This window comes from Rhizobium sp. SYY.PMSO (genome assembly GCF_046840415.1).
GTDB lineage: Bacteria > Pseudomonadota > Alphaproteobacteria > Rhizobiales > Rhizobiaceae > Rhizobium.
In genome coordinates, this window is sequence record NZ_CP177349.1 from 3,679,992 (window position 1) to 3,701,196 (window position 21,205).

Below are 21,205 nucleotides of genomic sequence, written 5' to 3' on the forward strand. Positions count from 1 at the left end.
AATCCTAGCGTTAGCCCGCTTGGTCATTCTCCGGCAATGGCAGCTCGCCCAGCGCATCGGCGAAGCGGCGAACGAGCCGCGTAAGGGATTGCCGGTCGTCATCGGTCCAATCGGCAAGCGCCTGCGTCAAGGCCCGCCTGCGTGCCTCGCGCACGGCCCTGAAGCATATGCCGCCTTCGTCGGTAATCTGAGCGATCGACCGGCGCCGATCTTCGATATCGGGGTTGCGGGTGACGAACCCGAGGCTCTCCAGCCGCGCCAGCTGGCGGCTGACCGTGGTATAATCGCGCCCTACCTGTTCGGAGAGCTCGGCAACGCCGAGCGGTCCTTGCATGCCCAGCCTCGCGAGCAATGGAAACAGGGCGCGGTCGAGCTGCACGCCCGCTGCGCGCAGGAGAGCTTCGTCGCGCTGCGGCGCATTCAGGAAATTGACGATATCGAGCAGGCCGCCGGCCAGCTCATCGAGAATATGTGTATTTTGCACCTTTACAGATCCTGTCCTCTTCAGTTAAGTGTATTATACACATAATTGGAGAAGGCGCCATGCCTATGCCATCCAGAATCCTCGTCATCGTCGGCAGTGTCAGGCCGAACCGCATATGCCCCGTGGTCGCCGAATGGGTGGCTTCGGTCGGTCGCGAGCTGCTGCCGTCCGAATTCGAGATTGTCGATCTCCGCGATTGGCCCTTGCCGATGGATGGAGAGCCGAGCATCCCGGCAACGGGCGATTATCGCACCGGCCTCACCAGGGCCTGGAGCGAAAAGATCGCCAGCGGCGACGCCATTGTTTTCGTCAGCCCGCAATATAATTGGGGCTACCCGGCCGTATTGAAGAATGCGCTCGATCATCTCTATCGGGAGTGGAGCGGCAAACCGGCCATGATCGTCACCTATGGCGGCCATGGCGGCAACAAATGCGCCGCCCAGCTTCATCAGGTGCTGACCGGATTGAAGATGACGCCCGTCGACACCATGCCCGGCTTCACCCTGTCGCGCGCCCGCATCGAGGCAAATGCCGGCGAGGTGGACCCGGCGACGGAATTCGCCGATGGCCGGGCGATGCTCGAACGGGCTTTCGTGGAACTTGGCCGCGCCTGACGTAGCGGCAATCCGCAGCCATCTTCATCATCCGGCAGGGATGGTCGCGCGATCGATCGCCAGCTTCATCTCGCGGTAGTGCTCCGTCAGTTTCGCCAGATCGAAGGCCCTGTTGAGGCCGCTCGGGTTCGGCAGGACCCAGATCGAAGTGCCGGCAAAATCGTCCGGCTGCCTGCCCCATTCGATCTCGGCCCGAGAGCCGATGGCGGCATAGGCGGCTTTGCCCAGAAATGCCAGATTGCGTGGCGCAAGCCTTCTGATCTTGTCTTCGAGCATCGGAGCGGCGGCAATGTAGTCGCTCTTTTTCAGTTCGCTGGCGCTTTTCGTCGGACGGGAAACGGCCGATGTCAGACCCAGGCCGTATTGCAGCATTTCGCGCTCCTCCTCCGCCCGCAGCAGGCGAGGGGTAAAGCCGGCAAGATGCAGGACCCGCCAGAACCGATTGCTGCTGTTTGAGAAATTGTGGCCGTCCCGATGCGCCGTAAGCGCGGGGTTCAATCCGCAGAAAATCACGGACAGGCAAGGCTCGAGAATGTCCGACAGTCCGCCTGCCGGCGCTGCTGTTTCACCACGGACATCCATACTTTCGGCTGCGGCATCATCTTGCATATGGAAACTTCCCGGCGGAACCGACGACGAAGGTCGATGCGGCGTGAGCAAATGCGTCGCAGACGGTATCCGATCGGCCCCCTCAAGCCCACCCGATTATTTGAGCATGCTCTAACGCTTTGTTATTATCGTACTTTCTTTGGAACCAATCGCGTGCGAGATTGTTAATATGTAACTAGTTACGACGCTGGTGTCGTACCCGGCCGGCTGGGGAAGCGGCGCTCTTGAGGGATGTCTCATCATGAAGATTTCGTCTGGATTTCGTTCAGTCGCGGTTGCCGCCATCGCTGCCGCGGGAATTGGGTTTGCCGGTGCCGCGCATGCCGATAGCGGCACGGTCCGTTTCGCCGTGTACAAGGCCGCTTTCTTCGTCGGCGGCTCCGGCGGCGAAGGCACGCTGACCTTCCACGGTCGCAAATATCCCATCTCGATCGGCGGCATCTCGGGCGGCCTCGCCTTCGGCGCCTCCAAGACCTATTTCCAGGGCACCGTGCGCAATATCCGCCGCGCCCGGGATGTAGCAGGTGTCTACGGCGCAGCCGGCGGCGGCGGTGCGGTCGGGAAGGGCGCCCAGATGATTGTCATGACCAATGACAAGGGCGCCAAGCTCGAGCTCACAGGCAAGCAGGTGGGCTTGCAAGTCAACGCCGATATCAGCGGTTTGAGCATCACCGTGAAGTAAGGGCACCGCTCTCTTCATCGTTCCCCGGATGGCCCGGTTGCCGAATTGGCAATCAGGCCTTTTGGCGGAAAGCTGTCGAGGAACGGCGGCTCGCCTCTATTCCCATTCGATCGTGCCGGGCGGCTTCGACGTGACGTCGTAGACCACGCGGTTGATGCCGCGGACTTCGTTGATGATGCGGGTCGCGGCGCGGCCGAGGAATTCCATGTCGTAGTGATAGAAATCCGCCGTCATGCCGTCGACGGAGGTGACGGCGCGCAGCGCGCAGACGAACTCGTAGGTGCGGCCGTCGCCCATGACGCCGACGGTCTGCACCGGCAGGAGCACGGCAAACGCCTGCCAGATGGCGTCGTAAAGGCCGGCCTTGCGGATTTCGTCGAGATAGATGGCATCGGCTTCGCGCAGGATCTCCAGCTTCTCGCGGGTGATGCCGCCGGGGCAGCGGATCGCGAGGCCGGGGCCGGGGAAGGGGTGGCGGCCGATGAAGCTGTCGGGAAGGCCGAGCTCCTTGCCGAGCGCGCGCACTTCGTCCTTGAAGAGCTCCCGCAGCGGCTCGACGAGCTGCATCTTCATGCGTTCCGGCAGGCCGCCGACATTGTGGTGCGACTTGATGGTGACAGACGGGCCGCCGGTGAAGGAAACGCTCTCGATGACATCGGGATAAAGCGTGCCCTGACCGAGGAAATCGGCGCCGCCGAGCTTCTTGGCCTCTTCCTCGAAGGTCTCGATGAAGAGGCGGCCGATGATCTTGCGCTTGGTCTCTGGGTCGGAAACACCCTCCAGCTCGCCGATGAAGCGGTCCGAAGCGTCCACATGCAGCAGATGCAGGTTGTAGTGCTCGCGGAACATGGCGACGACGTTCGCCGCCTCGTCCTTGCGCATCAGGCCGTGGTCGACGAGAATGCAGGTCAGCTGGTCGCCGACCGCTTCGTGGATCAGCAGCGCTGCGACGGAAGAGTCGACGCCGCCGGAAAGCGCGCAGATGACGCGCTTGTCGCCAACCTGGTCGCGGATCGCCTGAACCGCCTTGGCGCGATAGGCCGACATCGACCAGTCGCCCTTGATGCCGGCGATGTTGTGAATGAAGTTGCCGATCAGCTTGGCGCCATCGGGCGTATGCACGACTTCCGGGTGGAACTGAACGCCGTAATACTTGCGCTTCTCGTCGGCGATGAAGGCGTAAGGCGCGTTCGAAGAGGTGGCGACCACTTCGAAGCCCTCGGGCAGCGCGGTCACGCGGTCGCCATGGCTCATCCATACCTGATGGCGCGAACCGTTCGACCACAGCCCTTCGAAGAGGGCGCAATCCTTGTCGACGTCCAGGAAGGCGCGGCCGAATTCGCGGTGATGGCCGCTCTCGACCTTGCCGCCGAGCTGCATGCACATGGTCTGCTGGCCGTAGCAGATGCCGAACACCGGAATACCGCTTTCGAAGATGATCTGCGGCGCGCGGGGCGAGCCTTCGTCCACGGTCGAGGCCGGGCTGCCGGAAAGGATCACGGCCTTCGGCTGCAGCCGCTTGAAGCCGGCTTCGGCCGATTGAAAGGGGACGATTTCGCAATAGACGCCGGCTTCGCGCACGCGGCGTGCGATGAGCTGCGTCACCTGGCTGCCAAAATCGACGATGAGAACGGTGTCTGGGTGTGCTGTCTGGGTCATGGCGAGCCTTTAATGAAAAGCGCTTTCGCTGGCAATCGGGCAAATCGGGCCGGAGCGGATTTTATTGTCCCGATTGTCCTCAATTTTCGTGTTTTCCGGCCTATCAGAACCAGAATACGCCGTCTTCCAGCGCCGTAAACAGCCCGTCGACGGCATAGGACAGTTTGCGGTCGATCACATGCAGATACTCCGTCCAGTCGGAAATGTGCTGCAGTTCCACCTGCCCGTCGGAAATGCCCCGCAGCCCGATCAGCGGCAGGCCATGGATCTGGCAGGCCCGCAGCACGGCGAAGGTTTCCATGTCGACCATGTCGGTGCCGATGCGCTCATAGGCATCCGAGCCGGATACGATGTTGGCACCCGTCGATAGGCTGCCTTCGGCAATGGCGGGAATGCGCAACGGCAGCTCGATCGTCGCCGGCAGGTCGAGGAACGGCGTGCGGCCTCTTTCGAAGCCCAGCGGCGAGGCGTCCATGTCGCGATAGGAGACGGAGGCGACCTGATAGACTTCCGTCTGTTCCAGCCGGGAGGAGCCGGCGGAGCCGAGCGAAACCACGAGATCGGGCAGGTCGTCCTGCGCCTCGAGCTGGGCAAACGCGCGAGTGAGGGCGATCGCCGCCTCCACGGGGCCGACGCCGGTCATCAGCGGATCGATGCGGGAGCGCAGGAAGGGGCCGTATTCGGCCTCGGCCGCCATCACGAACAGGATCGACTTGCCCGATACCCGCTTCAGTTCGAATTTCATCCGCTAATTCCCTCTCTGCCCCGGATGACCATCATCGTTCCCGTCATCGAGGCAATCAGCTTGGCCGGTCCATCGCCGATGGCATAGGCGCGGCCGTCTGCGACGATGATCGTCGTGCCGGGCTTGGTGACATCGCCGCGAAACAGAAAACGTTCGCCGCGCCCGGGCGACATGAGATTGATCTTGAATTCGATGGTGAGGATGGACGCCGAGGGATCGATGACGCTGTAGGCGGCAAAGCCGCAGGCCGAATCCAGGGCGGCGGCGATAATGCCGGCATGCAGGATGCCGTGCTGCTGCGTCAGCTTTACATCGAACGGCAGCTCGATCTCGACCGTGCCATGCTCGACGCGCGTCAGCTCCGCGCCGATCGTCGCCATCGCCGCCTGCCGCTCGAAGCTCGTTCTGATGCGGGTTCGAAAGTCGCCGCTGCTTCCCGTCTCGCTTGCCCCTGTCATGCCATCCCCTTTCGCGGGTGCGAAATTGGCACGGAGAGGCGCTTTGGACAAGGGTTATCCGGCGGAAAAGAGGAGCGCGCCGATCCGTCGTTCCGACATCGAATTTCCACGATCGGATCGCCATGCTATCCGAAGCAATGATGCTTATCGCGAGGGCGCAAATGACGACGATCCTGCAATCGGTGGCGGCTTACGAGAGCTGGATGCGGGCGCAGCTCGGCGTCGATCTGGTCGAGGCCGGTCTGGCGAAAAAGCACAAGCTGATGAAGGCCGACAGCTTCTCCTTTCTGCGCGGAACCTATTGGCGCTGGGCCGAAACCATCTTGGGCATCTGCCCCGCGCTCAAGACCGCCCCGCAGATACTGGCGATCGGCGATACGCATCTCGAAAATTTCGGCACCTGGCGCGACGAGGAAGGGCGGCTGGTCTGGGGTGCCAACGACTTCGACGAGGCGGCCGTCATGCCCTATGCGCTCGATCTCGTCCGCCTGGGGACCAGCGCGATCCTGGCGTGCGCCGATGGTGGCCCGACGCCGCGCACCGTTGCCGATGCCATTCTCGCAGGCTATCGCCGCGGTTTGCAGCAGCCGTCTCCCGTCATCCTGGAGCGCGACTACAAGTGGCTTCGCAACGCCGTCCTGCTTCCGAATGCCGAGCGCAAGGCGTTCTGGGAAAAATACCGCATCCTGCCGCCGGCAAACGGTCCGGTAGCAGACCGCTATCTGAAGGCGCTGCACAATGCCCTGCCAGATCCTGCGGCGGCATTCGAGCCGAAGCCGCGTCTGGCCGGCACCGGCAGCCTCGGCCGCCCGCGCTTCGTCGCCTATGTCGAATGGCGCGGCGGGCCGGTGCTGCGCGAGGTCAAGGCCCTGCTGCAGTCCGGCTGGTCGCTGGCGCACAATCCGTCGGACCAGACGATCCGCACGGGTATTATCGCGACCGGACGGGCGCGCTCACCCGATCCGCGCTATCAGGTCACCGGAACCTTGCTGGTGCGCCGCCTGTCGCCCAACAGCCGCAAGATCGAAGTGCAGGGCGATGCGGAAATGCTCCTGTCGCCGGATATGCTGGATCTGATGGGCTTCGAAATCGCCAATTGCCATGCCAATGACGCGTCGCTCGTGTCAGGCATTCTCGCCGATCTCGATGCGAGAGGCTCCGATTGGCTGCGAGCAGCCGCCAAGGTGGCAGCCGTGGCAGTCGATACGGAGCAGGCGGAGTTTGCACGGCGCTGATGAGGTTGGGATGACATCCAGGCTCTGAGCTCCTGGAGGGTACGCCGCTTCCCTCTGTTATTGCCGTGACATCCGCGCCGGGGGAGAGGCAATTGCATATGGGTGGATCAGCACCGGAAGTTCCTTCTCCCCTTGGGGAGAAGGTGGCCCGAAGGGTCGGATGAGGGGGCTGACCGATTTGAATTCATGGATCTTCGTGGCCTTGGCAGGCACCCCCTCATCCGCCTGACGGCACCTTCTCCCCGTGGGGGAGAAGGGGGTGGCTACCGTGTATGCCCATATGCAATTGCCTCTCCCGCGGCGCGGATGTCACGACACTGACAGAGGGTGGTGCCGAAACTCAATTCCATCCGATGAGCGAGAAAACTCCCACCCCATCAGGCCGCAGGCCGCTTGATCCGCACGATATGCTGATCCCAGGCGACATCGCTGTGTTCGCCCAGGAAATCGCCGTCATAGGAGGAGACGGCGAAACCGTGAGGAGCTGCCGCGATGCCGGCCGCATCGGCAATGCTCTCCACCTTCAGTACCTTGCCGGTCTTTGCATCCAGCGTCACCGAGGTCCCCTCGATCGGCGACGTCACGCCGACGAGGTTTTCGGCGCGGTTGACGGCGATGGCGCCGACATAGTTACCGAGCGCCCGCGTCGTATCGTCGGGCAGGGTGACGAAGGTCAAGTCCTCGCCCCGCGCGAAATGACCGACAAGCGGCGGCAGGTCGTTGCGGTGGCCTTCGTACTGGCAGGCGAACCAGACCCGTCCGCTTGAATCGATATCGACATGCCGGGTCGATACCTGGGCATATTGCGGCGGCAGGACATGCTTTTCGATCAGCCGGCCGCTGGCGGCGTCGATCAGCGTCAGCGACGGCTGCATATGGTCGAGATTGAGCTTGGTGCGGCCGAAATCCGGATGGGTCTCGATGCCGCCATTGGCGACGATCAGGAACCTGCCGTCGTCCGAGACCGTCATGTCATGCGGGCCGACGCCATAGGTCTCGTACTCGCCGATGCGGGCAAGGCGGTTGCTGGCATCGTAAAGCCCGATGATGCCGCGATTGTTGTCGAAATCGTTCTCGCTGGCATAGAGTAGCCTGCCGTCGGGCGAAAACGTGCCGTGCCCGTAAAAGTGCCGTCCCTCTTTGGCGGTGATGACGATCGGTTCGGCTTTTGTCCATGGATCGAAGATCATCGCATAGATGCCGGGCCGGCGCGCGAAGGCGACGGTCTTGCCGGTCGCCTTCGAAAAAGCCATGCCATGGGCGCGGGCGGGCAGCGCGACCTGATCGACGATGCGGCCCTGCTCGGTCACCGTCGCCACGGCAAACGAGCCGTCGGCGGCGCGTATGCCGGAGGCATAGACCGCATCGGCCCGCTCCAGCGCCATCAAGGCGCCGGGCTTCAGGGCCGCGAGGAACGTCAGCCCCGCAGCCTTGACGAAAGCTCGCCGATCGATGAGGCCGCTGCGCATGCGCCCAGAGCCGGATGATTCTAGGTCTGTTCGACCTAAAATCATCCGCTCTAAAATCGAAGAAGTAGAACATGATGTCGCCCGAAAACCGCAAACACTTTTCGGCATCATGTTCTAGTCTCCGTCTGCGAAGGAGAAACCGGCGGAAAGCCCGATGGCACCGCCATACTCATCGCTGAAACTGGTCGCGAGGTCGCGGCTGACGGAGAGCAGCTTGTCGATCTTGGCGCGCTCCGCATCGTTGCCGATGGCAGCCTCGATATCCGGATTGATCGTGGGCGCAGTCGTCGCCAGTTCGTTCAGCAATCCGTCGATCTTGGTGGCGGCAGCACGCTTGTCTGCCGGCAGCAGGCTTGCCATGTCGGCCTTTTCCCAGAGCGTCTTCAGGCCCTCGACATTGCCGGTGAACGAGGTCCAGGTATTGGCGGACCGCCAGTAGATCGCCATTTTCGGCCGTGCCGCAGCCGGATCGCCCTTGTAGAAGGTTTCCAGCCGCTGGTCGCGGACGTTGGCCGCCCCATGCACGAGGATGCCGAGCAGCGCCGTGACGGCCTCCTTGTTATCCATGAAATCGTTGCTGGACTTGCCGGGGAATTTCCAGGATTTTTGCACGCCGTCGGGCGCATCCCATTCGTCGGCGATTTCCTTGGCCGTATTTTCGATGTTGCCGGCGACGGCCGCGCCATAGCGGCAACGGAAGCTTTGCTTGCCCTTGCCGAGCACGTCCGAGCCGTTGCCGAAGAGCACATATTCCAGCGCCGTCATGCTCATGAGCGCCACGCTCTTGCCGGCGACGGCCTCGACGGTCGTGTCATGCTCGTCCGCCTTGGCGATCAGCGCCTGCACCTGCTTGAGGCCGACGCCCTTGCGGTCCGGATAGAACAGGATGTGCTCGAAGCGGTTCTTTTCGATGATGGGGCCGGTATCGACGATCTCGATGCGCGACCAGCTCTTCACCGTATCGCCGAACGCCGATTTGGCGCCGGAAAGCGTTGCGTCCGAGGGGTCGGCGCAAAGCGCTTTCATCGCCACCGTCAGCTTCGCGGCGGAATCGTGCATGGCGCGATAGCCGGGTCGAATGACGTCATCCACCGCCTTCTGCAGCGTGGCCGGCACCGCCGCCTCGTTCAGGCCGGCGCCATTGGTCGTCGCGTCCTCGGCATGCGCAGGCAAGGCCGCAACGGTAAGGAGAAGGCTGGCAGCAAGGCGTTTCCAGTGGTGCATCAGAGTGACTCCAGAAAGTTGATGAGGGCTTGCCGATCGTCCTTCGAAAGGTCGGCGAATGCGTTGCGGGCTTTTTCAGCCTCTCCTCCATGCCAGAGGATGGCTTCGGTCAATGTGCGGGCGCGACCGTCGTGCAGATAGGTCTGCTGGCCGCTGACGGTCTGTGTCAGGCCTATACCCCAGAGCGGCGGCGTGCGCCAATCGCGACCGGATGCCACCCCCACCTGCTGCCCATCCGAAAGACCTTCGCCCATGTCGTGCAGCAGAAAATCGGAATAGGGCCAGATCAGCTGGAAGGCCTGCGGAGAATCCTTGCCGTCCTTGTCCCTGATGCCGTCGCGCGTGACGAATTTCGGCGTGTGGCAGGCCGTACAGCCCGAGCGATAGAACATATCCTTGCCGTGAAGCACATCGGGTGCGCCGGCGTTGCGGCGGGCCGGCACGGCGAGGTTTTCGGAGTAGAAGGTAACGAGCGGCAGCACCGGGTCCGGCGCTTCGGTATCGCCGAGCCGTTTCTGCACGCCGGTCGGCATGACGAGGCAGCGCGCTTCCCTGTCGGTACAGTCGCCGTGGGCATTCGGCCGATCCGGCGTCGAAATGCCGATATCGGCGGAAAAGGCGTCCGCCACCTGGTCGCGCACGGTCGCATTCTGCGCCTTCCAGCCGAAGCGGCCGAGCGCGATCTCGCCGGTGCGGTGGTCGCGGACTATGGCAGGACGGCCACGGATGCCGGTGCCCTTCTTATCGTCCGGGTCGGCGTTGGCGAGGATATCGGCATCGGGGATGGCTTCGATCAGGCCGAGGCCGATCATCGGCGGCGCGATGCGTGGCGAAAGCGTGGTGCCGGCATCCATCGGTCCATAGGCGAGATCGCTGACGCCATATGCCGGCTTGCGGAGGCTCACGGTTTCGCCGCCGGCAAGCGTCACCTTCTCTTCGCTGTAGGTGACTGTCACCTTGCCCTCGGCGTCAAGGCCGGGCACGGCGAGATCCTGCAACTGTACGCCGTAGGTCGAATCCGGGAGATTCAGCGCATGAAAATTCTTGACGGCCTGTTCCTCGTCCGGCGTTGTGGCGTTGCGCGCCAGGCGCAGCACCATCGAGGTCGCTACGGCGCCCGCGGTTTCCGGCGGATGGCCGCGACCGTCGCGGATATGGCAGCTCTGGCAGGAGCGGGCGTTGAACAGCGGGCCTAGCCCATCGGATGCCTGCGTGGAGGAGGGCGCCGAGACCCAGAGCTTGCGGAAGAGGGCGTTGCCGAGATGAAAATCCTGGCCCTGTTCCGGGTTCAGATTGGCTGAGGGCTGCGAAAAGATATCGCGCGTGACGTTGTCGATCGCGGTCAGGCCGCCGCCCTGCATCGTTTCGTACGGTTCGGCCTTGAGAAAGTTGCTGGTCGCGCGTGTCACATCGCGCACGCGTTTCAACTGTTCGGGCGAAAGATCGGTGCGGACGGTCGGAAAATCGAGAATGCCGGCGGCGGCAAGCGTGATGGAAAAAACCAAAAAACCCGCAGCGAGGGCGGGCAGAAGGGCACGGTTGGCCGGGATATGCGTCATGGGTATCGGGGCGGCAGCGCCTTGTCGCGCTGCCGCTCTCCCTCATTACTTCTTGAAGACGGCGTTCGGGTTGTCCAGGCTGTCCGAACCTTCAAGCTTGATCGTGCCGAGATCGAGCGCGGCGATGACGCGCTGGATGCTCTTCGTCTGGTCGAGCAGGCCGTCGATGGCCGTCTGCACGGTGGCGTTGCCTTCCTTGTTGCCTTCGCCGATCATCTGGTCGTACTTCTCGACCGTCTCGCCGCGATGCACCAGCGCCTTCATGGCAGCAAGCGTCGTATTGAGCTTGGTCTCCATTTCCTTGTCGAGCGCGGGGTCCTTGGCCTTGACCAGATCGTGCAGCGACGGACCCTTCATCTTGGTGCCGTTGACGCGGGTATAGTTGCCGGTATAGGCCGCCGCGATGCCCATGGCGTCGCCATTGTGCTCGTTATAGGTATTGTCGGAGAAGCAATCCTGTTCTTCTTCCGGATCGTGCAGCAGCAGGCCGAGCTTCATGCGCTCGCCGGCAAGCTCGCCGTAGGAAAGCGAACCCATGCCGGTGAGGATGGCGGTGAGGCCGGCCTTCGGATCGGCTTCGACATGCTTGGTGGCTTCGCCTTCCGGCGCCCACTTGTCGGTCATGTCCTGCAGGTCCGAAACGAGCAGCGTCGAGGCGGACTTCAGGTATTCGGCACGGCGGTCGCAATTGCCATGCGTGCAATTCTTCAGGTCGTAGTCGGTGGCGGGGCGTTCGCCGGCGCCCGGTCCGGTGCCGTGCAGGTCCTGACCCCACAGGAGGAATTCGATGGCGTGATAGCCGGTCGCGACGTTGGCCTCGACGCCGCCTGCCTGATGCAGCGTGCCCGACAGGAATTCCGGCGTCAGATGCGAAGCGTCGACATCCTTGCCGTTGATCTTGATCGTCTTGTTGGCGATGACGTTGGCGACATAGAGCGCGTTCTCGTCGCTTTCCGTGCCATAGGAGGCGTCGACATAGTCGATCAGGCCTTCATCCAGCGGCCAGGAGTTCACCTTGCCTTCCCAGTCGTCGACGATCGGGTTGCCGAAGCGATAGGCTTCCGTCTGCGCATAGGGAACGCGGGCCTTGATCCAGGCTGCGCGCGCCGCCTTCAGCGTCTTGTCGCTGGGATGGGCGAGCAAGGCGTCGATCGCCTTGTCGAGCGTCTTCGCCGTCGTCAGCGAATCCTGATATTTGGCATGTGCCAGTTCCGCATAATGCTTGATGACGGCGGCCGGCTCGGGGGCGGCTGCAAGAGCCGGCAGGCTGTATGCGGCAGTCGTCACAACGGCCACCGCAAGCGCGGCGCCAATATTGATCTTCAGTTTCATGTTCCTCTCCTATGACAGCGGGGGCACCGTCAAAAACTTGGCATTTTGTGTCATGTATGAAAAACAAACTTGTGTCAAATGCTCTAGTTTAGAATAATTATAATGCATGAAGTTGTTGGCTCTGACCTTGGGAACGGAGCGGTTTTGCTTGAAAAAGCAGCGATGCAGGTCAAAAGGCGGCCGAATAGATTTAAGGCGGGCTCCGAAGACGTTCACGTCTCGCCCTTTCAGGCATTTTCTTCATCGCCAGTGGCCCAAAAGAGCATCGGGCGTCTCTGCCGCCAGCGCCGTCGCGGGGCATCGACTGCCGCCTTAGCCCGCACCCCGCCGCTGATCGCACATGCGGGCGGGTTGATTTCACCCCTGTCTTCTGCGCTGCAGGCGGCAGAAGAAGAAGCCATCCGTATCGGTGGAGGCGGGCGTCAGCGTGATGGTCTTGCCGTCCGATGAGATCGGCCGCGGCGTCTCCTTGCCGAACAGCGTTTCCCAGGAGCTTAGGGTTTCCATCACCTCGAAGTCCGGATTCTGCGCGGCGAAGCGGTTCACCTGCGCTTCGTTCTCTTCCGGCAGGACCGAGCAGGTGACGTAAAGCAGCGCGCCGCCGGGGCGGACGAATTCGCCGGCCTGGGCCATGGCCTCCTGCTGCTGGCTGGTGCGCTCGTCGAGGTTCTTCTGCGTCAGCCGCCACTTCGTGTCGGGCCGGCGCCGCCAGGTGCCGGTGCCGGTGCAGGGCGCATCGACCAGCACCTTGTCGAACTTGCCACGCAGCTGCAGCAGGCCGTTGCGTTCGTCATGAACCTGGACGTTGCGCGTTCCGGCGCGTTTCAATCGCTCGATGATCGGCGCCAGCCGCCGCCGGTCGCTGTCGTAGGCGTGGACCTGGCCCTTGTTGTGCATCGCAGCCGACATGGCGAGCGTCTTGCCGCCGCCGCCGGCGCAATAGTCGAGCACCTGATCGCCTTCCTCGGGCAGCACGAGATCGGCGACGATCTGCGAGCCTTCGTCCTGCACTTCGAACCAGCCCTTCTGGAACGAAAGCTCGGCTGTCACGTTAGGAAGACGGGATGCGCCTTCGCCGGCGGGAATGCGGATACCGAAACGGGCGATTTTCGAGGCCTGCGCACCTGCCCGCTCCAGAGCCTTGACCACCTTGGCGCGGTCGGCCTTGAGCGCGTTGGCGCGAAGATCGAGTGTCGGGCGCTCGCAGAGCGCCTGCGCTTCGCCGAGCCAGCGGTCGCCGAATGCGCGCTGGAAGGAGGGCTCGACCCATTCGGGAATGTCGCCCTGGACATGGCGGGGAGCATCCTCGAGCTTGCGGGCGGCAAAGGCGGCCAGCGTTTCGGCGCTCGGCGCTTCGGGGGCGAATTTATCGCCGTCGAGCTCGGCGGCCAGCGCCTCGGGCGTCAGGCCCCATTGGCGAAAGAGCACGGCATGGGCAAGCGCCGACGCACTGTCGTCTCCCATCAGCCAGGCATGGGAAAGCCGCATGCGCAGGGCGTCGTAGACGATATTGCCGATCGCGGCCCTGTCGCCGGAGCCGGCGAAGCGATGGGAAAGGCCCCAATCCTTCAGGGCGTCGGCCACCGGTCGCTTGCGCGCTTCGATATCGGCAAGAACTTCGATGGCCCCCTGCAATCGGCCGCCCAGACGCATCCCTACTCTCCTGCTCGCGCATGGCCCGGAACCCATGGGGCTTGCCGGAAACCTGCGCTCTACCAAAATCGCTGACAGCTCATCAATCCGCGCGAATAATGCACATGGCGGCAGATTATTGAGACGTCTCAACCGCGTGGTAGCCGCGATTGACCGAGAGAGCAAGCGTCATGCCGATTTGCCGGGTCTTACGGCCGACCGGCGATTACTTCGAGGCGACGACCTCGTAACAGACGCTGGCGGTGCCGGAGGCGACCATGCCGATGTTCTGCGCGGCGGCGCGCGAGAGATCGAGAACGCGTCCGCGAATGAAAGGACCGCGGTCGTTGATGCGGACGATGACGCTGCGTCCGTTATGCTTGTTGGTGACCCGCAGACGCGTGCCGAAGGCAAGCGAGCGATGGGCTGCAGTAAGATTTCTGGAACTCATACGTTCTCCGGAAGCAGTTCGGGAGCTTCCGCCGTACCATGAAGCGCCTCCGCAGCCAGCGGATGCAAATGCCGGAGTCGAAACGACAGCAAAGGAGGCGGATATAGTTGCGGCGATCGCCAAAGAACGCGCGATTTTCTTCAAACCGATTTTTCCCTCAAGCTATTGAACTTGCGCCTTGGGTAGGCGGCGGGCTTAAATCGGGGCAAAAATGGCGAAAAAGTGCCGTTTTCGATCACGGAATATTACAAGTTGTAACATTTGTGAATCGCGCCAAATACGATGCTGAACGGCGAAATTGCTTGATTGTGGAAAAAACCTAATAAAATCAGTTAAAAATGGAACGAATTTTCTCGCTGGCATGCTGCAGTGCGAAAGATCACGAAATTCGGAAAAATAATTTTCCAGCTTCGCCATAATCGTTGCCGCATTTGTGCAATTTTAGAGGTCGTTAACCATAAATGCGGAGTAAATTGAACCAAGGCGGCCGGCTTAGTAGGAATTTTCGTGCGATTTCGGCTGGCGGGGAGGCGACCTTGCTAGCCGTGCCACTCTCCCGAGGACCAGAGTTCGGCAAGCGACATGCGATACTCTGGGTAGCGAAACGGGAAGCCGAGCGCCCGCAATTTCGCGTTCGAAACGCGCTTGTTCTCGCCGTAGAAGGAGCGCGCCATCGGCGTCAGTTCCGCCGTTTCGAACGGCTGCTCCGGCGGGGGCTCGACGCCCATGAGCCGGGCGGCCTCGGCGACCACGTCCTGCGGCGGCGCGGGCTCGTCGTCGGTGACATTATATATGCCGCCGAGCTTGCGGTCGGACAGGAAGCGGGCGCAGGCGCCGATATCCTCGACGCGGATGCGATTGAACACCTGGTTCGCCTTGATGAGCCGCCGTGCCGTACCCTTTTCCAGATTGCAGAAAGCGTTCCGGCCCGGCCCATAGATGCCGGAAAGCCTGAGCACGGCGACCGGAAGACCGAGCCTGATGCCGACGCGCAGCCAGCCGTCCTCGGCCTCGACCCGCTCGACCGAGCGTTCGGCGATCGGATGCAGCGATGTCTGTTCGCTGACCCAGGCGCCCTTGTGGTCGCCATAGACCCCGACGGTCGAGAGGTAGCAGATCCATTCCAGCTTCGGCATCAGCGCGCGCAGATTGAGCTGCGCCAGCCGCAGCAGCGGATCGCCGGACTTGCCCGGCGCGATCGACTGCACGAGATGCGTCACGGTCGCCATCGCCTCCGCCAGGGCGGGATCGAGCATCTCGCCGTCGAAGACGAAGGCTTCGATGCCATCTTTCCTCAACAGGTCCGCCTTCCCGGCCGAGCGGGTCGTGCCGGTGATACGAATGCCGGCGCCGGCAAAAGCCTTGGCGATGGCCGTTCCCGAATAGCCGCAGCCGAAAATCATCACATGCATCAAGGAACCCCCGCCAATATCCATTCCGCGCGAACCTCTTCGTCCGCTTCGTCTTGCCTTTGTGCCGCAAATGCGCGGAATTCGCCAGCCGTCATCAGCCGCGAGAGCGCCCAGACGGCCATTCCGCGCACCACGGGCGAGGAATCCCCGGCCAGCTCGCGGCACTTTTCGATAAACGACCGCTCGCCGGAATTGCCGGCCGCGATGAGGACATTGCGGACGAACCGGTCGCGCCCGATGCGCTTGACCGGCGAGCCGCTGAAGAAGGCGCGGAAGGCCGCATCGTCCAGACCAAGCAGAAAGGCGATGGACGGTTCCTTGAGATCGTCCCGCGCGACCAGCTTCATCTCCGAGGCGGCATTTGCGAACTTGTTCCAGGGGCAGGCGGCGAGACAGTCGTCGCAGCCATAGATGCGGTTGCCGATCATCGGCCGCAGATGCGGATCGATCGGCCCCTTGTGCTCGATGGTCAGATAGGAAATGCAGCGGCGCGCATCGAGCTGATAGGGAGCAGGGAAGGCGGCGGTGGGGCAGGCGTCGAGACAGGCCCGGCAGGAGCCGCAATGGTCGACCTCAGGCTGATCGGCCTCGAGCTCCGCCGTGGTGAACATCGAGCCGAGGAACAGCCACGACCCGAACGCGCGGCTGACGAGATTGGTATGCTTGCCCTGCCAGCCGAGCCCTGCCGCACCCGCCAGCGGCTTTTCCATGACCGGCGCGGTATCGACGAAGACTTTGACGTCCTCCTTCGAACGCGCGGCGAAGCGGGTGGCGATTTCCTTCAGCCGTCCCTTGATGACGTCGTGATAGTCGCGGTTTCGCGCATAAACGGAAATCGCGGCCTTGTCCTTTTTCTCCAGAATGGCACGAGGATCTTCGTCCGGGCCGTAGTTGAGGCCGAAGACGACGATGGAGCGGGTTTCGCTCCAGAGCACGCGCGGATCGCCCCTGCGGTCGCGCGTCTCCTCCATCCAGCTCATCGTGCCGTGACGGCCCCTGTCGAGAAACTGGCCGAGCCGGACGGCAGCCTCCGGAATGGCGCCCGGTGTCGTGATGCGACAGAGATCGAAGCCCTGGGCGCGTGCCTCTTCCCGCAGGAAAGCGGTCAACGCGCTTCGTCGCTTGTCAGCTTTTTCCGCTTCACGGTCATCGGGCATAGCGAGCCCTCGTCTGGGCAATTCCAGGAAAAATGCGTTCGCGGTTTTCCGTCCGGAATTGCGTGAAAAAAGATATAGGGCGCTTTCGCCGTTCGAAGAAAAGCGAAAGTGCTCTAGAAATCCAGATCGGCGTAGTGGGAGACCGGAGTGACGCCGCGCACGCGCTCCGCCAGGATCGGCCGGAAAGAGGGGCGCGATTTCAGCCGCTGATACCATTCCTTGGCGACCGGCGATTCCGTCCAGTCGATCTCGCCGAGATAGTCGAGGACGGAAACCGAGGCGGCCGCCGCGAGGTCGGCATAGCTCAGCCGCTCGCCCGCAAGCCATTGCCGCGATCCGGCAAGCCAGGACAGGTATTTCATGTGCTGGCGGATATTGCCGCGCGCCATGCGCATCACCTTGGAATCGGGCGCACCGCCACCCTGGTCGGCGGGCATCTGCAGTTTGAAGACCCGCTCGCGCGTCAAGGGCCGCGTGACATCCTGCTCCATCTTCTGCATGAACCATTCCGTCAGCCGGCGGATTTCGGCGCGCTGGAAGGGGTCTTCGGCAAGAAGCCGGCGGTCGCGCTTCAAAACACCATGGGTCTCGTCGAGATATTCGGAGATGACGGTCGCGCCGCACAGCGCCCGCATGCTGTCGTCGACATAGACAGGCAGGGTGCCGGCGGGATTGAGCGCCAGGAAATCGCGTCGCTTTTCCCAGATCTGCTCCTCTATCAATTCGGTCTGATAACCGTACTCGGTCAGGATCAGACGAACGAACCGTGAGGAAGATGACATCGGGTGGTGATACAGCGTCGGCATTGATACTCGGTGTTTTGATTGAGGCTACGGAGTTTCTGGAGTCGCGATCCTGCGGCCCTAGTCATGTGTCATCGGTTGAAGCTATAGGATCTTGGCCTAGTTTGCACAAGCGAATCGGGCCGCCCTGCCGTTTGACAAAGGACACGATATGGCTGAACAAATTATTATCGCGCTGGTTTTAGGCCTTGTGGAGGGGCTTACGGAGTTCATTCCCGTCTCCTCCACCGGCCATCTTATATTGCTCGGACATTTTCTCGGCTTCAAGGAAGCCGCCACTTTCGACGTTCTGATCCAGCTCGGTGCGATTCTCGCCATCCTGCTTGTCTATTTCAATCGCCTCGTTCAGATTGCCAAAGCACTCCCCGTCAGCGTCAAGGCCCGCCACTTCGTTCTCGCCGTCCTCTTCGGCTTTCTGCCGGCTGCCGTCATCGGCGCGCTGGCGCATGATTTCATCAAGACGGTTCTGTTCGACTCGCCGAAGGTCATCTGTATTTCGCTGATCCTCGGCGGCATCGTCCTGCTCGTCATCGACAGGATCGAGTTCAAGCCGAAATATAACAGCGCCTATGAATTCTCGTGGCCGATGGCGGTCAAGATCGGCTTCTTCCAGTGCCTGGCAATGATCCCCGGAACGTCGCGTTCAGGCTCCACCATCGTCGGCGCCCTGCTGCTCGGCGCCGACAAGCGTTCGGCCGCGGAATTTTCCTTCTTCCTCGCCATGCCGACGATGGCAGGCGCCTTTACGCTCGATCTCTGGAAGAGCCGCCACGATCTCAGCATGGACCAGGGCCTGCTGATCGTCATCGGCTTCGTCATGGCCTTCATATCGGCGCTGTTCGTCGTGCGCGCGCTGCTCGATTTCGTGTCGCGCCGCGGCTACGCCCCCTTCGCATGGTGGCGCATCATCGTCGGCGTGCTCGGCCTGATCGGCCTTTACACGATCGGCTGAGGCGGAACGCCTGCGTCGCGATGCTGAAGAAAGCGAAGGCCGGTGAAAACCGGCCTTTTCCATGCCCGATCAGTTCGGGGAGGAGGTGTCGATGGAACCGGTGGTGCAGGGATCGACGCCGTAGGTCGGCGCACATTCGCCCTTTATCGAGGCGATGCTGCCGCGGGCCACGAAAGAGCCGGCGAGAATCACCAATGCCGCGCACGCAAACAAAAGCGCGATAGACTTGCCCATCGAAGAATGCCTTTCCGCAGAAGTGTGAAGCGCGCCGCGGACCGGGTTCATTGTCCAAGCCTGAGACGCGCGGCTGTGTTAGTCAGTGGAATGAGCAATAGCAATAAATGTTCATATTAAATTTGACGTTAATGCTACTATTTCCGCAGTGCGTCTTTTGAGCAACGCTGAGCTGTGAATGACGGGGCTTTGCCGGCGTCTCGAGGGCTTCATTTCCCGTCTCTGTCGGACAATAAAAAACGCCGCTCGACATGGCCGGGCGGCGTGTGATTTCCGTGAGCTGCCGAATCGTCAGGCAGCCTTGCCGGAACCGGTGAACTGGCCTTGCGGACGATAGCGGACCAGATAGGACGGCAGCACCGAGACGAGCAGCGTCGGCAGCAGGCCGATGCCCTTCAGGGTACGTCCTTCGGCTTCGGCCTGCTTGGAAACGACGTTGTCGCTCTTCAGCAGCGTCACCTGGTCCGCGGTGATCGGCGGCTTGACGAGCGGCACCAGCGAGGCGACGGAGCCGATCAGCGAGGCAAGGCCGAACGGAATGGAGACGAGCGGCTTCTTCCGGTTGATGACGGACAGCGTGGTTTCGAGACATTCGCGGAAGGACAGCACTTCCGGGCCGCCCAGCTCATAGGTCGTGCCGGCCTTCAGCTTGCCGTCGACGCTGCGGGCAACCGCTTCGGCGATGTCTTCGACATAGACGGGCTGGAACTTCGTGTTGCCGCCGCCGATCAGCGGCAGGAAGGGCGCCGTGCGCGACATGTCGGCAAACTTGTTGAAGAACTCGTCTTCCGGTCCGAAGACGATCGAGGGGCGCAGGATGATGGCATCCGGCTTGATCGAGTGGATCGCCGTTTCGGCTCGGGCCTTGGTGCGGGCATAGGTCGAAGGGGAATTGGCATCGGCACCGAGCGCCGAAAGATGCGTCAGCGAAGCACCGACGCCGCGTGCCGCCTCAGCTATGGCCTTGGCGCCGAATTCCTGCACGGCTTCGAACGTGTTGCGGCCGCTTGCGGTCAGGATGCCGACGCAGTTGACGACATGCTGCGCACCTTCGACGGCGCGGTCGATGGAGTTGCGGTAGCGCACATTGGCCTGAACGATCGAAATCTGGCCGAGATTGCCGAGCGGCACCAGGAAGCCGGCAAGATCGGGACGGCGTACGGCGACACGGATGCGATAACCGCGCTTGGCGAGCGAACGCACGACGTGCCGCCCGATGAAACCTGATCCCCCAAACACGGTCACGAGCGGCGGGAGGTTGGACAGGGTCATGGCAGGCTCCTCGAAAGGCTTTGATTGGCTGATCTGGTTTCGTCTTAGCCGATCCGCGCGCCGAGGTGAAGTGCTATCGCGCTGCGTTGCAGCGTCGCGTTTTCGAAGGGCTCAGACCCCTTCGACGACGACCATTTCCGCATCCGCCACCTGCTGGCGGATTTTTGCGGCGATCTGGTATTCCGGCGAATTGTAGCAATCGACGGCATGCTGCAGCGACGGAAACTCGATGATGACATTGCGGCCGCGCGCCTGTCCCTCGAGCGGCGTGAACGCACCGCCGCGGGCAAGGAAGTTCGCGCCGTATTTCTCGAAGGCCGGCTTGGCGGCGGCAACGTAGTCCTTGTAGCGCTCCGGGTCGCGGACATCCACGCGTGCGATCCAATATCCCTTTGCCATACGTTCCTCCCTGCTTGTTCGAGTTTCTTGGAGCTTTTCCGCTTTTCTTCGAATCGCGAAAGCGCTCCGTCCTTTTGTCTTCACGCAATTCCGAACGGAAAACCGCTGCGCACTTTTCCTGGAATTGTTTTAGAGTGCGGCGTCCATCTCGGCGAGGATGGCGCGGGCAGCCTCTTTCGGATCGGCCGCCTTGACGATCGGCCTTGCGACGACGAGATGGCTCGACCCCGCCCTGATCGCATCGGCCGGCGTCATCACCCGTTTCTGGTCGCCCTTGTCGCTGCCGGCCGGCCGGATGCCGGGAGTTACCAGCGCCATCTCCGGGCCGATGATCTTGCGAACCGCGGCGGATTCCTCAGCCGAGCAGACGATGCCGCCCATGCCGGCCAGATGCGCCTGTTCGGCCCGGCGCAGCACCAGCGTATGCGGATCGTATTCATAGCCGGCGGCGATCAGGTCTCCCTCGTCCATCGAGGTCAGCACGGTGACGCCGAGCAGGCAGAGGTCCGAGCCCTTCGCAGCCTCGACGGCTGCCTTCATGGCCTTCGGATAGGCATGCAGCGTCAGCATCGACATGCCCATCTTGACGATGTTCTCCACGCCGGAGGCCACGGTATTGTCGATGTCGAGCAGCTTCATGTCGAGAAAGATCTTCTTGCCGCTGGCGGCGAGTTCGCGGGCAAACTCCAGGCCGCCGGCAAAGGCGAGCTGATAGCCGATCTTGTAATAGAGGATATCGTCGCCGAGGGCGCCGACCACTTTTTCGGCCTCCTGAAGGTTTGGAACATCCAGTCCAACGATCAAGCGGTCGCGTGCGGTCATA

The 21,205-nt window shown here is 62.3% G+C and carries 22 protein-coding genes; 4 read left to right on the forward strand and 18 right to left on the reverse strand.

What is annotated here, in order from left to right; all coding sequences use genetic code 11:
* Positions 1 to 10 precede the first annotated feature (10 nt).
* Positions 11 to 484, reverse strand: coding sequence for a MarR family winged helix-turn-helix transcriptional regulator (locus ACJJVH_RS17825; protein WP_412064464.1), 474 nt, complete (start codon positions 482 to 484; stop codon positions 11 to 13).
* Positions 485 to 543: 59 nt separating this feature from the next.
* On the opposite strand from ACJJVH_RS17825, the gene ACJJVH_RS17830 reads away from it, so the two are divergent.
* The gene (locus ACJJVH_RS17830) at positions 544 to 1,098 is read left to right on the forward strand and encodes an NAD(P)H-dependent oxidoreductase (protein WP_112801236.1); all 555 of its coding nucleotides are present in this window, start codon (positions 544 to 546) and stop codon (positions 1,096 to 1,098) included.
* 27 nt (positions 1,099 to 1,125) lie between these two features.
* Here ACJJVH_RS17830 and mug read toward each other — a convergent pair whose 3' ends face one another.
* Positions 1,126 to 1,707: a G/U mismatch-specific DNA glycosylase gene (gene mug / locus ACJJVH_RS17835; protein WP_412064465.1), complete on the reverse strand. Its 582-nt coding sequence runs from the start codon at positions 1,705 to 1,707 to the stop codon at positions 1,126 to 1,128.
* 241 nt (positions 1,708 to 1,948) lie between these two features.
* On the opposite strand from mug, the gene ACJJVH_RS17840 reads away from it, so the two are divergent.
* Positions 1,949 to 2,389: a hypothetical protein gene (locus ACJJVH_RS17840; RefSeq protein ID WP_112801232.1), complete on the forward strand. Its 441-nt coding sequence runs from the start codon at positions 1,949 to 1,951 to the stop codon at positions 2,387 to 2,389.
* A 96-nt stretch (positions 2,390 to 2,485) separates the two neighbouring features.
* Here ACJJVH_RS17840 and guaA read toward each other — a convergent pair whose 3' ends face one another.
* The 3 genes from guaA to ACJJVH_RS17855 form a co-directional block, all read right to left on the reverse strand.
* Complete coding sequence (gene guaA, locus ACJJVH_RS17845; RefSeq protein WP_112801231.1) at positions 2,486 to 4,048, reverse strand: glutamine-hydrolyzing GMP synthase; 1,563 nt, start codon at positions 4,046 to 4,048, stop codon at positions 2,486 to 2,488.
* A gap of 103 nt (positions 4,049 to 4,151) precedes the next feature.
* Positions 4,152 to 4,793 (reverse strand): 5'-methylthioadenosine/S-adenosylhomocysteine nucleosidase, encoded by a 642-nt coding sequence (locus ACJJVH_RS17850; RefSeq protein ID WP_112801230.1) that lies wholly within the window; start codon positions 4,791 to 4,793, stop codon positions 4,152 to 4,154.
* Positions 4,790 to 5,251: a PaaI family thioesterase gene (locus ACJJVH_RS17855; RefSeq protein WP_112801229.1), complete on the reverse strand. Its 462-nt coding sequence runs from the start codon at positions 5,249 to 5,251 to the stop codon at positions 4,790 to 4,792. Before ACJJVH_RS17855 ends, ACJJVH_RS17850 begins: the two co-directional genes overlap by 4 nt.
* 161 nt (positions 5,252 to 5,412) lie before the next feature.
* Here ACJJVH_RS17855 and ACJJVH_RS17860 point away from each other — a divergent pair, with 161 nt between their 5' ends.
* The gene (locus ACJJVH_RS17860; RefSeq protein ID WP_412064466.1) at positions 5,413 to 6,486 is read left to right on the forward strand and encodes a DUF2252 family protein; all 1,074 of its coding nucleotides are present in this window, start codon (positions 5,413 to 5,415) and stop codon (positions 6,484 to 6,486) included.
* A 377-nt stretch (positions 6,487 to 6,863) separates the two neighbouring features.
* Here ACJJVH_RS17860 and ACJJVH_RS17865 read toward each other — a convergent pair whose 3' ends face one another.
* From ACJJVH_RS17865 to ACJJVH_RS17905, 9 genes are all read right to left on the reverse strand, one after another.
* Positions 6,864 to 7,955, reverse strand: coding sequence for a DUF1513 domain-containing protein (locus ACJJVH_RS17865; protein ID WP_112801227.1), 1,092 nt, complete (start codon positions 7,953 to 7,955; stop codon positions 6,864 to 6,866).
* Between the two features lie 114 nt (positions 7,956 to 8,069).
* Positions 8,070 to 9,179, reverse strand: a complete 1,110-nt coding sequence (locus ACJJVH_RS17870; RefSeq protein ID WP_412064467.1) for an imelysin family protein — start codon at positions 9,177 to 9,179, stop codon at positions 8,070 to 8,072.
* Positions 9,179 to 10,738, reverse strand: coding sequence for a di-heme oxidoredictase family protein (locus ACJJVH_RS17875; RefSeq protein ID WP_412064468.1), 1,560 nt, complete (start codon positions 10,736 to 10,738; stop codon positions 9,179 to 9,181). Before ACJJVH_RS17875 ends, ACJJVH_RS17870 begins: the two co-directional genes overlap by 1 nt.
* A gap of 45 nt (positions 10,739 to 10,783) precedes the next feature.
* The gene (locus ACJJVH_RS17880; RefSeq protein ID WP_112801222.1) at positions 10,784 to 12,070 is read right to left on the reverse strand and encodes an imelysin family protein; all 1,287 of its coding nucleotides are present in this window, start codon (positions 12,068 to 12,070) and stop codon (positions 10,784 to 10,786) included.
* Positions 12,071 to 12,427: 357 nt separating this feature from the next.
* Entirely contained in the window at positions 12,428 to 13,723 is a 1,296-nt protein-coding gene (locus ACJJVH_RS17885) for an RsmB/NOP family class I SAM-dependent RNA methyltransferase (protein ID WP_112801220.1), read from the reverse strand.
* A 205-nt stretch (positions 13,724 to 13,928) separates the two neighbouring features.
* Positions 13,929 to 14,297 (reverse strand): septal ring lytic transglycosylase RlpA family protein, encoded by a 369-nt coding sequence (locus ACJJVH_RS17890; protein WP_112801219.1) that lies wholly within the window; start codon positions 14,295 to 14,297, stop codon positions 13,929 to 13,931.
* Between the two features lie 395 nt (positions 14,298 to 14,692).
* Complete coding sequence (locus ACJJVH_RS17895) at positions 14,693 to 15,565, reverse strand: SDR family oxidoreductase (RefSeq protein WP_113386022.1); 873 nt, start codon at positions 15,563 to 15,565, stop codon at positions 14,693 to 14,695.
* Positions 15,565 to 16,722 (reverse strand): tRNA epoxyqueuosine(34) reductase QueG, encoded by a 1,158-nt coding sequence (gene queG, locus ACJJVH_RS17900; RefSeq protein ID WP_113359212.1) that lies wholly within the window; start codon positions 16,720 to 16,722, stop codon positions 15,565 to 15,567. The genes ACJJVH_RS17895 and queG overlap by 1 nt, the downstream gene beginning before the upstream one ends.
* 113 nt (positions 16,723 to 16,835) lie before the next feature.
* Positions 16,836 to 17,528: a glutathione S-transferase family protein gene (locus ACJJVH_RS17905; RefSeq protein ID WP_112801213.1), complete on the reverse strand. Its 693-nt coding sequence runs from the start codon at positions 17,526 to 17,528 to the stop codon at positions 16,836 to 16,838.
* A 148-nt stretch (positions 17,529 to 17,676) separates the two neighbouring features.
* On the opposite strand from ACJJVH_RS17905, the gene ACJJVH_RS17910 reads away from it, so the two are divergent.
* The gene (locus ACJJVH_RS17910; protein ID WP_112801211.1) at positions 17,677 to 18,477 is read left to right on the forward strand and encodes an undecaprenyl-diphosphate phosphatase; all 801 of its coding nucleotides are present in this window, start codon (positions 17,677 to 17,679) and stop codon (positions 18,475 to 18,477) included.
* 69 nt (positions 18,478 to 18,546) lie between these two features.
* Here ACJJVH_RS17910 and ACJJVH_RS17915 read toward each other — a convergent pair whose 3' ends face one another.
* The 4 genes from ACJJVH_RS17915 to pyrF form a co-directional block, all read right to left on the reverse strand.
* Positions 18,547 to 18,711, reverse strand: coding sequence for a hypothetical protein (locus ACJJVH_RS17915; RefSeq protein WP_167459855.1), 165 nt, complete (start codon positions 18,709 to 18,711; stop codon positions 18,547 to 18,549).
* A gap of 291 nt (positions 18,712 to 19,002) precedes the next feature.
* Complete coding sequence (locus tag ACJJVH_RS17920; protein ID WP_113359214.1) at positions 19,003 to 19,983, reverse strand: complex I NDUFA9 subunit family protein; 981 nt, start codon at positions 19,981 to 19,983, stop codon at positions 19,003 to 19,005.
* 111 nt (positions 19,984 to 20,094) lie between these two features.
* Positions 20,095 to 20,382: a DUF1330 domain-containing protein gene (locus ACJJVH_RS17925; protein ID WP_112801205.1), complete on the reverse strand. Its 288-nt coding sequence runs from the start codon at positions 20,380 to 20,382 to the stop codon at positions 20,095 to 20,097.
* Positions 20,383 to 20,511: 129 nt separating this feature from the next.
* On the reverse strand, positions 20,512 to 21,204 hold the full coding sequence (gene pyrF / locus ACJJVH_RS17930) for an orotidine-5'-phosphate decarboxylase (RefSeq protein WP_112801203.1): 693 nt from the start codon (positions 21,202 to 21,204) through the stop codon (positions 20,512 to 20,514).
* Between the last annotated feature and the right edge of the window lies 1 nt (position 21,205).